The sequence below is a fragment of the Embleya hyalina genome, assembly GCF_003967355.1.
Lineage (GTDB): Bacteria > Actinomycetota > Actinomycetes > Streptomycetales > Streptomycetaceae > Embleya > Embleya hyalina.
Window position 1 is genome coordinate 22,360 of record NZ_BIFH01000059.1, and the last position, 14,689, is coordinate 37,048.

13 protein-coding genes are annotated in these 14,689 nt (G+C 70.7%); 3 read left to right on the forward strand and 10 right to left on the reverse strand.

Translation table 11 applies throughout. The features are described from left to right. Positions 1-471 precede the first annotated feature (471 nt). The 4 genes from EMA17_RS52425 to EMA17_RS49050 all read right to left on the reverse strand — a co-directional run bounded on the left by EMA17_RS52425 (position 472) and on the right by EMA17_RS49050 (position 4,307). Positions 472-1,905 (reverse strand): hypothetical protein, encoded by a 1,434-nt coding sequence (locus tag EMA17_RS52425; protein ID WP_160161859.1) that lies wholly within the window; start codon positions 1,903-1,905, stop codon positions 472-474. A gap of 449 nt (positions 1,906-2,354) precedes the next feature. Then, entirely contained in the window at positions 2,355-2,861 is a 507-nt protein-coding gene (locus EMA17_RS49040; RefSeq protein ID WP_160161860.1) for an Imm15 family immunity protein, read from the reverse strand. Positions 2,862-3,373: 512 nt separating this feature from the next. Further along, the gene (locus EMA17_RS56260; RefSeq protein WP_126643702.1) at positions 3,374-3,832 is read right to left on the reverse strand and encodes a DUF4303 domain-containing protein; all 459 of its coding nucleotides are present in this window, start codon (positions 3,830-3,832) and stop codon (positions 3,374-3,376) included. Then, positions 3,813-4,307, reverse strand: a complete 495-nt coding sequence (locus EMA17_RS49050) for a hypothetical protein (RefSeq protein ID WP_126643703.1) — start codon at positions 4,305-4,307, stop codon at positions 3,813-3,815. The genes EMA17_RS56260 and EMA17_RS49050 overlap by 20 nt, the downstream gene beginning before the upstream one ends. Between EMA17_RS49050 and EMA17_RS49055 the strand changes: the two genes are divergently transcribed. Both EMA17_RS49055 and EMA17_RS49060 read left to right on the forward strand, forming a co-directional pair. Further along, positions 4,278-4,898, forward strand: a complete 621-nt coding sequence (locus tag EMA17_RS49055) for a tetratricopeptide repeat protein (RefSeq protein ID WP_503826248.1) — start codon at positions 4,278-4,280, stop codon at positions 4,896-4,898. The two genes, EMA17_RS49050 and EMA17_RS49055, sit on opposite strands and share 30 nt — an antisense overlap. A gap of 163 nt (positions 4,899-5,061) precedes the next feature. After that, the gene (locus EMA17_RS49060; protein WP_218043275.1) at positions 5,062-5,694 is read left to right on the forward strand and encodes a hypothetical protein; all 633 of its coding nucleotides are present in this window, start codon (positions 5,062-5,064) and stop codon (positions 5,692-5,694) included. A gap of 408 nt (positions 5,695-6,102) precedes the next feature. On the opposite strand, the gene EMA17_RS49065 is transcribed toward EMA17_RS49060, so the two are convergent. The 6 genes from EMA17_RS49065 to EMA17_RS53095 form a co-directional block, all read right to left on the reverse strand. Beyond that, a complete protein-coding gene (locus EMA17_RS49065) occupies positions 6,103-7,092 on the reverse strand; it encodes a replication-relaxation family protein (RefSeq protein WP_126643706.1) in 990 nt (329 codons plus the stop codon). A gap of 2,221 nt (positions 7,093-9,313) precedes the next feature. Further along, positions 9,314-9,592 (reverse strand): hypothetical protein, encoded by a 279-nt coding sequence (locus EMA17_RS49070; RefSeq protein ID WP_126643707.1) that lies wholly within the window; start codon positions 9,590-9,592, stop codon positions 9,314-9,316. 159 nt (positions 9,593-9,751) lie between these two features. Next, positions 9,752-10,069 carry a hypothetical protein gene (locus EMA17_RS49075; RefSeq protein WP_218043274.1) on the reverse strand — a complete coding sequence of 106 codons (318 nt, stop codon included), beginning with the start codon at positions 10,067-10,069 and terminating at the stop codon, positions 9,752-9,754. Positions 10,070-10,746: 677 nt separating this feature from the next. Continuing rightward, the gene (locus EMA17_RS55035) at positions 10,747-11,217 is read right to left on the reverse strand and encodes a hypothetical protein (RefSeq protein ID WP_246127408.1); all 471 of its coding nucleotides are present in this window, start codon (positions 11,215-11,217) and stop codon (positions 10,747-10,749) included. A 1,115-nt stretch (positions 11,218-12,332) separates the two neighbouring features. Then, the gene (locus tag EMA17_RS49085; protein ID WP_126643709.1) at positions 12,333-12,575 is read right to left on the reverse strand and encodes a hypothetical protein; all 243 of its coding nucleotides are present in this window, start codon (positions 12,573-12,575) and stop codon (positions 12,333-12,335) included. After that, on the reverse strand, positions 12,572-12,865 hold the full coding sequence (locus EMA17_RS53095; RefSeq protein WP_174861542.1) for a hypothetical protein: 294 nt from the start codon (positions 12,863-12,865) through the stop codon (positions 12,572-12,574). Before EMA17_RS53095 ends, EMA17_RS49085 begins: the two co-directional genes overlap by 4 nt. An 822-nt stretch (positions 12,866-13,687) precedes the next feature. Here EMA17_RS53095 and EMA17_RS49095 point away from each other — a divergent pair. Next, complete coding sequence (locus EMA17_RS49095) at positions 13,688-14,647, forward strand: carbohydrate kinase family protein (RefSeq protein WP_126643710.1); 960 nt, start codon at positions 13,688-13,690, stop codon at positions 14,645-14,647. Positions 14,648-14,689: the final 42 nt, after the last annotated feature.

The window sequence follows — 14,689 nt, forward strand, 5'->3', positions numbered from 1 at the left end:
GAGGAATCACGGCGCGCGGTGTGGTCGTTCACGCCGTTCGAGCACGTGGGGCCGCTGAGGTTCGGCATGACGCACGAGCGGGCGGCGGCCGCGCTCGACGGGGTCCTGGAGACCATCGGATCGCAGGGGGACGGCACCGGGTGGGTGTCGCGGGCCGACATGTGGCCCGTCCACCACGGCGCGGGGGCCGGGGTGCACCTGTACTACGACCGGGGGATCGGCCTGGCCGCGATCGTCGTCGACGCCAGGATCTCCTGTCCGTCGGGCCGCGTCGGACCGCCGTCCGATCCCCGGCGAGCACCCCTGCGGCCTGTGCCTGCGCTGCGACTCCGCCAGGGTGGGGAAGCCGCCGACGCGGCGCGCGGCGAGGAACTGTGCGTGGCCCAGACCCTGTTCGTCTTTCCCTCGAGGTGGACATCGCCTCCCGCTGTCAAAGAATGGGGAACGCGCGGTGACGGCGCCGGGAGAGGGTCAGATCACAGACGTGCTCCGGCCGGCTCCGGTCGTGACGTGCAGGGCGCCCTGGTGCAGGTCGAGACCGCGGGCGGTGGTGGGCTTGCCCACGCGGACGAGCCGGCCGGGGCCATGGAACGCATCGGTGCGAAGGCGGAAGGTGTCCGGATCGGCGCAGTCGACGGTGCGCAGTCGCCAGGGGGCCGAAGAGGTGTCGTCGTTGCGGGGCGGCAGGGCGAGGTGGAGCTGGGCGGCGGCCGGACGCTCTGTCCCGTAGTCGGTGTGTGTCGCCGTCCAGGCGGCCATGACGAGAACCGCCTGCGACGGCGTACGCGACATGGGCGGGCCGTCGTGGAGGTCGGGAGTTGTTCGTTGTGCAGGGCGGGGGGCGATGATGTCCGGGCGGCCCGCGCGTTGCTTGAGGACGGTGGCGATCCAGCGGGTGATGTCCGGGTCGCCTTGGTCGGCCCAGGCTCGGATCACGTCCCGGAAGGCCGCCTCGCGGCGGTGGGCGCCGCGTTGCGACCCGGCGGCCAGGATCGCTTCGCCCGCTCCCGAGAAGGCTTCGCACAACTTCGGCACGGGGACGTCGTCCGCGTGGGCGGCGTATCGTACGGAACGCAGTTCCAGCATGGCGTGGTGCAAGAGTGTGGCGGCGGCGTGTGCGTCGGGGTCCAGGTCTGCGCCCGGCGGCCGAGGTGGATTCGATCGGCTGGTTCGGGCGGGGGTGGTGGCGTCGGCGCGGCGGCCGCCGGTCGACAGGTGCCATGAGCGGTCGTCCAGGCGATACTCGCCGCCGGCGGCGCGGAGCCGACCGCCCGGGCCCAGGGAGATCCCGACCTCTCGCGGTCCGGTGTGCAGGGTCACTGCCCGGGTGTCGGCGAGGTCGAAGGCGATGTCGGTGACGTCGTCCAGCCACACGTCCAGCAGGGCGGGCGGCGCGGGCTCGTCGACGGCGAACCTGCGGTCGGCGACCAGTCGGACATGAGCGGTCAGGCGGGTACCGGCACGCTCCACCCGCAGGTGGCGGACCGACGCCGCCGCCAGATCGTAGTCGGGGACCAACTCGTCCACGTTGTGGCGCGTGAGCCGGCATTGCGGTGCCATGACGTGTCCGCGATAGTCCCGGCCCGGCATGTGCGGCCCGGCCGGTGGTAGGAGCGGTTCGAGGTCGTACCCGGCGATCGCGGCCTGCTCGGTCATCCATGCGCGCCGGCGCTCGCCGAAGTCGGCCATCCATTCCAGTACGGTCGTCGCCCGCCGCTCGCGTCGACCGGCGTTGGACGTGCTCGCGGCCCAGAACAGTGGAAACAGATTGTTGTCCCACACATCCGCCGCCTCGCGAATGGCTTCCCGGTCGAACCGGCGGACATCCGCCGCAGCGTCCGCCATCCGATCCAGCGAACGATCCAGCAGCGCCGCCAGGACGGACATCGCCGACGCGGGACGCACGGGCGAGCACGGTGCATCGGACGGTGGAGGGACAGGTATGGCCACGTCGTGATCGTCGCACATCCATCCCGGCAGGCCCGAGCCGACAGGGGCCGACGGGGAACAGCGTTCGGCGAACGGCGATTTCGGCCTTCTTCCGCGTCCACACCGCACCGTGGATCCCGCGATCGGCTCCGGTCTCGAAGCGAGACCATGCACCTCCCGTACGGTTCTGCCATGACCGCGGTCGAGTACCCCATGTTGGTGCACGCATTTCCGGAACTCGCCGCCGAGATCGTCGAATTGTTGCGCGCCGACGGCGATCACGTGCCGGCCGGAGTGGTGGGCGACCTGCGGTACTTCGGACGGTGCACGTGCTCGCCGACGTGCCTGCCGACCGCTCCGCGGAGTTCGCCATGCCCTGCACGCGGTCAAGCGAATCGGGCGGCGCCCCGTACTATCCTCGGTGTCTACCACTCACCGACCATGACGTAGACCCGCCTCGTCAAAGGATCTGTTCCCGAGTCGTCCCGGATGACATAACGGGGATCGTGGTCGAGGGCGTCCGCCACGAACAGGCCGTATCGGCTGGTGGGCGGCCGAAAGCGGAGATAGTCGAGTATCCCGCGCGGGTCTGAGGGATCGGGCCGATTGCTGGGTTTGGTGTACCAAAATGCCGGTTCGATGAGACCACCGAGTTCCCACTCGTCCCATGACAGGACGGAGAGCATGCAGAAGAAGTCGTGGCCCCTGCCGTGTTCGACGATTCGTGGCAGGTGCGCGGCGGCGGCACGAATCAGCAGGCGGTTCTTCTGCCCGACGGACAGGCTGTCGAGAAATGCCAGTTGATGGAATCGGGAGTAGAGCGGCAACTCGTCGAAGAGTTCGACCGGCCCCAGAAACCGGTCGAGATCGTCGAGTCGCTCGCAATGGATCAAATCCACGAACTCTGGCACGAACCTCGGATCGACGTGCATCAGCCCTCCGGGGGCAACGACGAGAACACATCCCGGCCGACGGCTACGGGGGTTCCCCCGATGTGTGGACTTGATGGCCCAGAAGAACGGAGTTCCCGCAGGGACGAAGTACTGTCCACCCTCACGCGGAAACGTCGACGGCAAAGGCACCGGATCCAGTGTCCGGACGGCCGAGGTGGCGCACCCACCGCACTGGTGGGTGTGTTTGTCAGTGCTGGGATTGTCGTGGGGGTGTGGCATCGTCGCCCGTGGTATTGGTGTCGGCGACGATTCCGACACGGGTGTCGAGTTCGTGGTGGACTGCGGAGACGTTCCCGTACCGACATGCCCATAACACCCGGATCTCAGTAGGTAACTCGGGCTGGTCGCCGTAGCGACTCCTCACAACGACCACGTACGACCACCGAACCTTCGTCCCGGGACCGAAGGGTGGCCACGCACGCGGCGGCCGGAGGTGCAAAGCGCAGATTCGGGCGAGCTTGCCACGAACGCGGCGGCTGCCGCCGAGGGGTTCATGCAGACGTGGGCAACATTGTCGGCCTCGTCCCCGGGAACCTCGACGACGGTGACGACGGACAGACGCCCGAACCAGCCCTTCCGCGTCGAGGCGGGCCAACGCCGTGACCATCGCGCGCAACCGCAGTTCGAACTCGGCATCCCCTCGTCGTCGGGGAGGTCGAAAACCTGCGCTCGGGCGTCGAACAGGCTCCGGATCGGGGCGAAGTACCGCTCGCCATAGGCGCAGAACGGCGAGGCCGCGTAGGACCACCACAACACTTCGGCCTCGTCACGGGGCCACCCGCCGCAGCGGCCAGGGCCTGGGGCGACCAGGCCGACAGCGACGGGACGAAAGCCTCGCCCGACGTGACCGGCGCGCAGCAGTGGAAGTCGTGCTCCGGATACTCCCGGAATAGGTCCGAGACGGCGGCCCGGTACACGGCTTCGGCGGGATCAGCCTTGGATGGCGTCACAGCGACTCCCCGTGCGCATGCCTACGAATTCCCGGCCGGCCCCGCCCACAGAGTGGGTCCCACAGCCGGATGCCCGCTCATCCTGCGTTGCGTTGGTCCGGATCGTCACGGAAAAAAACGCCAAGACGCAGTCGAGGAAGTCGCGCAGGTCGGTCGCGATGGGCGTGCAACCGCCGTTCAAGGCAGCGGTGTGTGAGCGGTACACCTTGTTGTCGGGGCCCATGGCGTAGAGGATTCCTCCGCCGTTGCCGGCGAAGATCGCGCCGGTATTGCCGTCGTCGAGGACGACGGGATCGCCGGCAAGTTGCCTGATACGTCGCTGAGCGGGTTGATGAAGAACGCGTTGGCGAAGGCGCCCTTGAGCACCTCGTCGATCACGCTGTAGGAGGCGACCCTGGCGCAGGCCGCAGCCCTCGACCAGGACCGCGCCACCGTCACCCGATGCCTGGCCTCCTCCCAGACCCACATCGAACACGCCCCCGCCCACACCTCGGGAACGTCCTGGGCCGGCCACTACAGCATCGGCCGCTGGGCCCACGAGAGCGGAATGGTCCTCGCCCGCCTCGGCGAACTCGACGAGGCACAGGCCCACCTGCGGCACGCCCTCGACGTCCACGGCCTCGACCGCAGGCGCACCCGCGCGATCGTCCTGGCCGTCCTCGGCGAACTCCACCTACGCCGCGGCGACCCCGACACCGCGATCGCCACCTGGAACGAATTCGTCACCTGCGCCACCGGCGTGCGTTCCCTCAAGGTCGACACCACCGGCCAGGACATGCGCGCCCGCCTGCACCGCCTCCGCACCGACGGCATCCCCGGCGCCGACGAACTCGAACACCGCGCCCACCTCGCCTGGGCGTCGGACGTCCAGCCCGCTCCGCTCCCCCCGCCTCACTGGGGGACGGGTGAGGAGACGAGCCGTTCTTCGTCGATGCCTCGGCGGGATCTCGGGCCGGGCGAGAAGGAAGGCGTCTCCCCGCACCGGGGGATTCGGGTAGAGGTGTCGGGGTGGTCGCGGCCGCGTGGACAAGGGGTGACCAGGCTGTTCGTCGCCGGGACCGCGTGAACCCATCTCCCCGGACGAGGCGACCGAGGTTGTCGGCGTACACCTCTATCTGCTCAGGACGGTACAACCGAGGTGCTCGGCTCCTCTGGCCCAGAGGGGAGTGCTCGGCAAAACGGGCGGCGCTACGGGCGTGGGATGCGGAACACTTCGCCGGGTGATCGTGATGCAGCCCGTCCTGGAGACACGCACGCCCGACCGCTTCGACCTCTGGCCTGTCGGCAAGATCGAGCCGTTCGACTTCCTACCTCTCGGTGGTGGACTCTCACCCGTCGAGGTCGGGACGGCCGTGATGTGCATCGTCGGCTGCAATGACATCGACCCCGACGGTGAGCGCCCGCCTCGTCCGGACGACGCACTCGGCTCGTTCCTTCACGGGCTGTTGACCTTCGACAGTCTCTTCGCCGCCGGCGGCCTGCGGGTCACCGACGACTCCACGGGCGTCACCTTCCTGCCCGGCTGCTGCGATGGGCTGGAGGACTGGCGCGACTGGCACCGGTTCGTCGACGGCGGCGGTCCGCTCGGATTCGGACATGCGCCCGTGTCACCGGTCGCGGAGCTCTTCGGCGACACCGTCCGGCTCACCGTCGACACCGAACAGAGCGACAGTCCGGTGATCGAGATGTCCGTCACCGAGCTCCGCCACCTGCTCGCCGGTGCCGAACGCGACCTGGCCGACTTCCTCGCGCTGGCAGCCGCCTGGGCCTCCGAGCACCTGCCCGACCACTGCGCTCCCGTCACAGCCGCCCTCGCCCGCGTGCTCGACCTTCCCGCGCCGATCGTCCCGAGGCAGCCGTAGGGCAGCGGGCCCGGTTTCGTCGGCCCGGAACACGGGTCCCGCAGCCGTCAGCGCGTGCGACGCGGTGAGCACGCTCGCATGTACCTGCCTGGGCACTTCGACGTGTACGCCGACAGAGGTGGTCGAACTGATGGACATGGTCCTCGACGGCGGGCGCTGCCACCACTCCCTGAACCGGGGCGCCAATCCGGGAGGAACTCTTGTTGTCCCGATCGCCCGAATCGACATCGCAGCGCATGACCGGAATCCGCTCGGGTACACACAGCGCGCCGCGAGCGCACGTGCGGTGCGACGCGAAGAGGTGCGGTGCGGTGTGGTCCATCGATGCGGTGCGTACCCCCTCGCACGATGCGGTGCGCCGACGAGGTGTGTGTGCCGTCCGCTCACAACGGTGTAGTGCGCGCGTCTTTACCAAAGGCCGATCTCGTCGTCCTCGAACCAGGTGTCCACCGTCGACGGCGCCGAGGATCCGGCCCGGCCTCGCGCGGGAGCCGACCCGGACTCGGGCCGTGCCGGTGCGCCCGATGGGAGGGCGGTCGTGTCCAGTCGCGCCAGGCGCAGACGTGGTGGTCGTGTGTGCAGCGGCAGCCACAGGGCTTCGGCCGGGGAGGTCCCCGGTGTCCACACGCCGGTGGCGATCGGCGCGGTGGTGGAGGTGCGCTCGAGTGCGGCGCGGGCCTGGGTCGCGCGGTGGGTGGTGGTGAAAACGAACACCACGATGGGGCGTTGGTGGCCGAACAGTTCGTCGGCCTCCCATCCGTCCGGGGTGCGGGGGTCGAGGGAGAGCAGGGCGGCGTAGCGGTCGGTCTTGTCGACGAGGCGGGCCAGGCGTTCGGTGCCGGTGTCGTATTCGAGGGCGAGGGTGGATTGGGAAGGTCCTTCGCGCCAGGTCAGGACGGCGTCGGGGCGTACGCGCTGTGAGTACAGGCCCTGTTCGGGCATCTCGCGTTCGCTGAGCCAGCGTTCGACGGCGGTGTCGGGGTGGGTGCGGGCGTGGGCTTGGAGGGCGGTGTGGAAGCCGTTGACGCCGAGCAGGTGTCGCAGGCGGCTCGGGGATTTGAGGCCGAGTTCGCGGTCGCGGCGGGCGCGGCGGATCGCCGGCTTCGTCTCCAGTTCCGCGTCGACGGCCACCACCGCGGCGCCGGCGGGGGACAGGACGAAGTGGGAAGGATACGAACCGCGGTCCGCCCTGGGGCGGAACCGGTCCACGGCCTGCATTTGCTCGAGTTGCTGCATGCGGTGGCGGGCGGTGACCGGGCTGTCGAACGCCAACTCCGCGATCTGGTGGGTGGTCAGCAGGCGGTGGGTGGCCAGGGTGCGCAGGATCAGGCGGTCCCGGTCGGTCAACCGGGCCGCGAGTTTTCGGATACGAGACGACGAGACTTCGTCGGCGGACATCGCAAAACTCCTTCTTCTCGGTCGTGCAACGAGGCAAGGCCGGCCAGCGGGGCGCAGCGGCCGAGCGGTCGGCGCGGGAGGGCAGGGCAGGGCAGCTTGGGGCGTCGAGCCCCGACAAGGCGGACGGGGCGGGACTGGGCCGGGGGGAGGGCCCGAGGCGGCGAGGCCGGAACGGGGGGCGGGTCGGACCGGGGGCGGGTCGGACCGGGGCAGCCGCCGGGAACAGGTCGTGAGGGATGACGGCCGGCCGGGGCGACGAGGGTGTGGACTGCAATCCGCGCGGCCGCCGCAGGGATTGGAGAGAACACTTCTCTACAAACGGTCCGGGGCACCACCGGCCTGGATACAGGCGCGGTGACCTGCGGAGACGTGGAGAGATGCCCGGACGATGAGAGTGTCCGCCCGAGTTGCCGCCCGGATTGCCGCCCGAGTTGCCGGGGGCGTGTCCGCGGCGCGTTCGGGTTGTGTCGGGGACCGTGGCGGGCGAGACGGGTCCTCGCCGGGTCGGTCCGGAGGGCGGCCGGGGTTCGATTACACACCTGTCGGTTCGGATCCGGCAAGGGCCACCCGGCGGGTCGCGGCGCCTGTGCCGCACGTCCGGTCTCGGGTTCGCTCGTTCACCGGGCGGGCAATCATCACTTGCCGCAGGCTGGTTCCGGTCCCATCGCCGAGTCGACCATCGCCACACCGGAGCCACGCGAGGCGTTGCAGCGGATCGCGGCGGCCGGGAGCAGGGCCGGTGCCTGGCTCGGTGGGTTGGGTCGGCCCGGTGGGCCGGTGTAGGCGTTGGCCGGGGGATCGAGCACACGCTGACCGCGATGGACCCGTACGGCCCGGCCGAGGTCGACCCCTGTCCCGCACTTCCCCGGCCCCACGGCGAGCCGATGCCCTACCCGGACCCGTTTACGAGCCCGGCGGGCCGGTCGTCGGCGCCGTGCGGCTCACGTCGGCGGAGACGGTCGCGGTGGTCGTCGCCGCCGGCTGCGCCCGCATCGCCACACAGGTGATGTCCCGCCCGGGGTGGGCCGAGCGGCTGCACGTCCCGGCCGAGGCGATCGACGACGCCATCGACCATGCCGCCCACCCCGATCCCGTCCTCGAACACCTTCTCGGCCCACGCCCGTTGGACCGGGGACGACGAAAGCCCGGCGCAGCCGCGGTGACGACGACGGAACCCACCTCGACCGGACGGAGGCCTGGATCGAGCAACTGCGGGAGGCGTACGACAACGAGACCCCACCGGCGCCCGGCGCCCACGACACCTGGGGGACATGCTGCACTGGAGCGAGGCCTTCACCCCACCCGTCCTGCCGACACCGTGAGCAGTGCTTCGGACCATGCTCGGACGTCACCTGCCCGACGCCGGGAATCCGGGCAACGTGACAGGACCGGTCGGGCAGGCGTCGCACGGCGCGCGCACATCGTCGAGTTCGACCGGCTGGACGTGCCGGCGGTGATCGCCGACGCGTCCGGTGGTCACCCCAACCGAGACGGACGGCGGCTTCGTACCGCGCATCGCACGGGCCCGCGCTCGGGCGATGGGTACATGTATCGCATGGAACGTGTCCACCGGCCCGTCGTGGTCGACCGGGTCCGACAGATCGTCCCCGAGTTCGATGTCGGCGTGACCTTGCGGCAGCTCCGGTATCGGGTGATCTCCGAGGGGTAGGTACCGAACACGCCGTCGATGTACCGCCGGCTGCCCTCTCATCTGGCCCGGCCCGGCGGGAGGGGCGCTTTCCCGACCTGGTCGACACCCTGCGCGAGGTCCTCGTCCCGCCCGCCTGGACCGACAACGCGGCGTTCCTCGGGCAGACGCCCGACCGGTTCCGACCGGACCGCAGCGGCGGGCAGGACGTCGCCGTGTACGTCGCGGCGGAAGTGGGCTCCTTGCAGCGGATGTTCAGTGACGAATGGCTCGACAACCGGTGACGCACGAGTGCCGGGCAAGCGTTACCCGAGGTCTCGCCGGTGGGTAACGCTTTCGTTACCCATGCAGGTCACCGCGTTACCCGGGCTCGTTTCGACGGGTAACGCATTCGGTACCCGCCCAGGTCACCACGACGGGTGTCGCGGCAATGCGCCACGCGTCCACGCCGATCCCACGGCGGGCCGGGCTCGCCGAACACGCACGGGATATCCGGCGAGCCCGTTCCCGATCAACACCCCGGACCGTCCTGGTGGGCCGTCCGTCGGGCGGCCCACCAGGACGGTCCGGTAATCAAATGGTGTCGGTCGCCCCGGTCGCTTCGACGAGATCGGGGCGCTCGCCGTTTGCCGGGGACACCACACGCACGCAACCCGTGCGCCACAGGGAGAGCGACACGCCGTACCAGTCGATCTGCCGCTGCGTCCAGGCCTCTTGCTTCGGAGCGCCCTCCTCCGACGGGAACGGCCCCGGGGGCGGGGAGAGTTCGTGAAAGAAGTCGGACATCGCCACGGGCTTCGGCGACGCCGCGATCTCGCGGAGCAGGGCCCGCTCGTCGTCGCTCAGATCCATGCTCGTGAGCGCGGCCGGACCACACCGGCCTTCCCGAAGGCACGCGCATCTGCGGGCACTTCGGCCCCGCGCTTCCACTTTCGGGCTTGCCCGCCCTGCGGCCGGGGAGCGCGGGTGCGTGTGCCGAGGCGCATCCCGACCAACGCGTCGACCGCGGTGTCACAGGCGCGGTTCCCACCGCTCCCCGGCCAACGCCTCCCCGACCAGGCGCACCGCCCGCTCGGTCGCCGCCGCCCGCGCGCCCTCGAGGGCGTACAGGCGCAGCGTCTGTTCCAGGACCGTGGCGGGAACGGTGGTGGCGAGGTCGGATCGGGCGGTGCCGTATCCGTGGCGGGCCGCCGCGAGCGCGGCGCCGACGTGTTGCAGGGCCATTCGGGTCAGGATCAGCGGGTGTCTGCGGAGCACGTCGTGGCTGCGATAGCCGGGCGGGCACAGGTCCCACAACCATGCGACGGCCGTGCGCTCCCACCCGGGCACACCCGGCGGACGCACCTGCCGCGGCCACCCCGGCGGCGCCACACCCGCCCGACCCCGCGGCCTCGAGGCGGCTTTCGTCCCGGCGAGGACGCGGGCGAAACGACCCGGGCGCTCCCACCCCGGGGTGTCGTCGCCGCCATCGTGACCGTACATATGTTCGATTGTCGGTTTCATACGCCGAAAGGGCACACCGTCGGCGTGTTGCCGCCGAACCGCCATCGAGGCAAGGCGGAGCCGGTGATCCGTTCGGGCGAATCCGACCGGCCCATCGGGGCGTCACGTCGTCGGGCACGACGACGTACGTACCTTCGGACGCATGTCCGACATGTTGCCCGGGCGGCTGCGCCGGGCGTCCACGGCGATCGGCCGCGATCGAGGTTCTGCGGGCCGCATATGATGTACGCGGACTGGGACGACGGGGGACTGCGGGTCTCGGCACTGGAGGCGGCGATGGCTGTGGCCGGGCTGGGTGACTCTTCCGGTTCGTGCCTGTTCGTCGCCGCTTTGGAGGACGAGTCACCACGTGTCGGGGAAATCGCGGTGCGGGCCCCGGATTTCCTCCCTCTCGCGGGGCGGGGGCGTTCGGTTGTGGGTGAAGGCGTTGAACGATCCCGCCGGTCATCTCCGCCACTGGGCGATGTGGGCCCTCGTCGAAGTCGGCACCCCCGGGGCCGTCGTCAGCCCCAGTACGAGCACAGGAGCCATCGAGGCCGGTCCTGCGTGGGCGTGATCCCGAGCGCGGCCACGGCGGCGGCGAGCTTCGCGTCCCAGCCTTCGCGCCCCGGGACGGCCCTGAGCGCGTCCAGGTCGATGGTCTTGATGTCGCCGCGGGCCACGATGATGGCGTGGGCGGCGAGCAGATACATGGGTTGGCCGTCGGAGCAATAGGTCTCGAACTCGACGCCGAGTGCCTCCCGGGCCGCACGCTCCCGCTCGAAACCGGTCTCGTCGCGCGGAGGCCGGCGAGCGGTGATGCCCACGCCTGCCATGAGGCGCTCCCGGCAGAGTTCGATGAAACCGTCGGAGTCGGGGTCGTACCAGTCGAGTTCGATCTCGCCGTTCGCGCCGGTCGCTTCGCGGATCCTCCAGGGTTCGCCGCCGCCGATGTCGTAGCCATAGGCGAGGATCGCGTTGGTGTCGACTCCCATGTCGCTCCTTGGTGTCGCTCGTGACTCGTTGGGATCAAAGCGCGGCAATGGCCTCGGACCGGGCCTGTTTTCCTGGTGTGGCACAACCGTGGGCGGATGAGCTCGTGCTCCCGCACTCCCCTGTCGGGCACGGGTATACGGCAGTCGTGTATACCGTGCGCCGGGTCCGCGTCGGGATCGACCCCGCGCCGCCGTCCGGGGAGGAGTTGAACGGGAAGGGGGAGAGCATGTGCCCGTTCGCGCCGATCGCCACGTGGGGAGCATGGTTGTGGTTCGCGGAGCCACAGGATCAGCGAGGCGAGGGCGACGCGCGCCGTAGTGGGCGGTGAGCTTGTCGTGGCGTGTCGCGATCGCCCGGAACTGCTTCAGGCGGGCGAAACACCGCTTCATGACGTTGCGTTCGCGATACGCCTCCCGGTCGAGCCTTGGGCGGACGCCCGCGCACGACCCCGACGGCGACGATTCGCCCGCCGACGGCGCGTTCGGGGACCACACCACCACCCGCACCCCCGCCGCCCGCAGGCGGGCGCGGATCGCCCGCGAGCAGCACGCCCGGTCCGCGATCACCCGTCGAACGCCGGCGCGCCCCCGGCGAGCCCCTCGCGAGCTGCACGCACCGGGCTCGGCGCCGCACGCTCCGCACCGCCCGGTTCGTCTCCGTCCACACCCCCCTTTCGCACGCCCGGGTCGCGCCGACCGCCTCCGCCCCGGAGCGCAGCTGTCGACCGACTCGACGCCAGCAGGTAACTGCGGGCCCGGAGGTGTCCCGCGCGGGGGCGGCGCGGCGGGTGTCGGCTTCCGGACAGCGGATGTGCGCTTGCCGTGGGTGGATCGCACGGAGGACCGGCGGACGGTCGCGGAGGTGCAGGGACGGCCGTCTCTCCCCGGCGTTGATCCCGCTTGCGGTGCTGTACCAGTCGGAACACTTTTCGCCGCCTCGGTTTCCCCTCCCCGTCGGCAACGTAGCCTGGGCCGTACGTGGAACGCTGCTGGGCCGAGGCGAACCTGGCGGGCGGGGTACTCCTCGCGTGCGGGGCCGGCTCGACACTTCTGTGGGGGTACGGCTTGGTCGGCCCGACACGCGGCGGGTGGGGTGGCCGGTGGTCACCGGTGGTTCAGATGGAGACGAGCTTGAGCATGGTCACCACCAGGACGTCGCGGCTGATCTCGTACTCGGTGATCACCCCCGCGAGGCACGCGGAGCGCCGGTCCTTGTCGCCGCGGATGGCGGCGCCGTGGGCGTGGGGGTCACGGGCCATGTCGGCGACGGCGCGGTCGAAGCCGCGTCGTGTCACGGCGGGCAGGGCCCCGTGTTCGCCGCGGGCACGGTCCAAGTACTGCACGTAGTAGCCACTCACCGCTCCACCGGCCTGCCGTGGACGTCGACGACGCCGGTGAGATCGCCGGATCGGATGCGGTCGGCATCGGCCGCGATGCGGGCATGCTCCTCGGGGGGAATGGCCCAGTGGACGGCGATGGCGGCGAGGTCCCGGATCGCCGCATTGTTGATCTCCTCGTCGAACGCGTCGCGTTGGTCCTCGGGAAGTGCCGCGCGGATGTCGGCGAGGGTTCCGGGGAGGGTGGCGGGGCGGCCGTCGATGGTGGTCGTGATGGTCGGCCGGTCGGGGTCGCGGAGGTCGTGGTCCATGGCCTCAGGGTGACACCGCGGCCCGCGTGATCGGCAGCCGGCGCACTCGGGCGGGACACGCGCCCCGCGGCGCGCCCTGGGAGGCGGGTGGAACGCAACGAGGCGGCATCAAACTCCGCGAAAGCGACCGGGACCTGCGGATCGACATGCTGCGCGCCGAGGTCGTCGCCTGCCGAACACCCCAGCCTACGAGGCCGATCACAAATCGGCTCGATACCAGTCGAGTCCCTACGAAGCATCCCCGCTCGCACGGGGCCGACGCCTCGGTGTCGATGTCGATACCGATGCGCTTGGAGCAATCCCCGCTCGCGCGGGGCCGATTCCGCCGTAGGCCCCGCGTCGATCGCGGGGTTGGTCCGGCGGAGGCGGGGCTGGTCAGGCGACGCGGGCGCTGGCGCACCGACTCCACGCACGTCCTGGCAGCGGCGCGGCGCCTGCTCCCACCACCCCGGCCCGGCTTCGGTGGCTGCCCAAGGTCGAGATGCTGCGGCAGGTCCGGATCCCAGCAGTACTGGTTCGACGAACACGGCGACCTGCGCCGGCGCGGACCCAAGCAGACCCGTGACCGGCTCAGCCGTCGCACCGCGGCCCGGCGATCCGCTTCCGGGCCTGCCTCGGCCGGAAACCCCGACCCGGCCATCGCCTGCGTGCCGTGGTCGTCGGTGGAGATCGTCTCCCCACTTGATGAGCAGGCGCTCTTCAGCCACAAACCCGGGAGGGCCGAGTGGGTCGGCTACAAGAACCATCAGACCGAAACTCCGAGGGACGGCCGGACATGTGGGACTCGGTTTCTCGGAGTGTCCCCGGACGTATGCTCGCGCAATGTCGACCAACGGCTCGGCGCCGCGGCGTGATGTGCTCGTCGCCGGCGCGTATTTCGCGGATCTCGTCTTTCATGCGTTGCAGGAGCCGGTGCGTCAGGGGGGCGAGGTGTTCGCGGAGGGGTTCGCGCTGGTGCCCGGCGGGGCCTACACCCTCGCGATGGCGGTCCATCGCCTGGGCCACGACGTGCTGTGGAGCACCGACTTCGGCACGGACCCGTTCAGTGCCCAGGTGCTGTCCGCGGCGCGGAGCGAAGGGCTGGACGAAACCGGTTTCCGTCACCATCCGCGCCCGGTCCGGTGTCTTACCGTCTCACTGTCCGGGTTCGGGGACCGGGCGATGGTCAGTTACCTGGACCGGATCGATCCTCGGCCCCTCGGTGCCTTGCTCCGGGAGCACCGGCCGCGAGTGCTGATGCTTCCGCAACTTCGCTGGGACGCCGGGACGTTGGCGGCCCTGCGGGTCGCCCGGCGACTCGGCACGGTGGTGGTGATGGACTGCCAGGACGTGGCGGCCGGCCTCGACGACGCGGCGGTGCGGCGAGCCCTCGCCCTGGTCGACGTCTTCGTGCCGAACCTCGCCGAAGCGCTGCGCCTGACCGGCACGGTCGACCTGGACGACGCCCTGGCCGAGTTGAGCGCGCTCGTGCCGACCGTCGTGGTCAAGCGCGGCGGCGACGGCGCCACCGCGGTGTGGGACGGCCGGAGACACGACGTGCCCGCCGTCCCGGTGGACGTCGTGGACACCACGGGAGCGGGCGACTGTTTCAACGCCGGGTTCGTCCACGGGCTGCTCGGAGGGCGGAGCGTGGCGGACTCGCTCGCCTTCGCGGTGGCCTGCGGAGCCGCCGCCACGACCGCCCCGGGCTCCGCCGCCGCCCTCCGTGCCGATCGCCTGTCCCACTGGTTGGATCGCGGGTCCGACACGTCGCACACCTGCGGCCGCGGTTGCGCCGAGTGAGATTATGGTTCCGCCCCGTTTCGGCTTCGTGTTAGCGTCCCC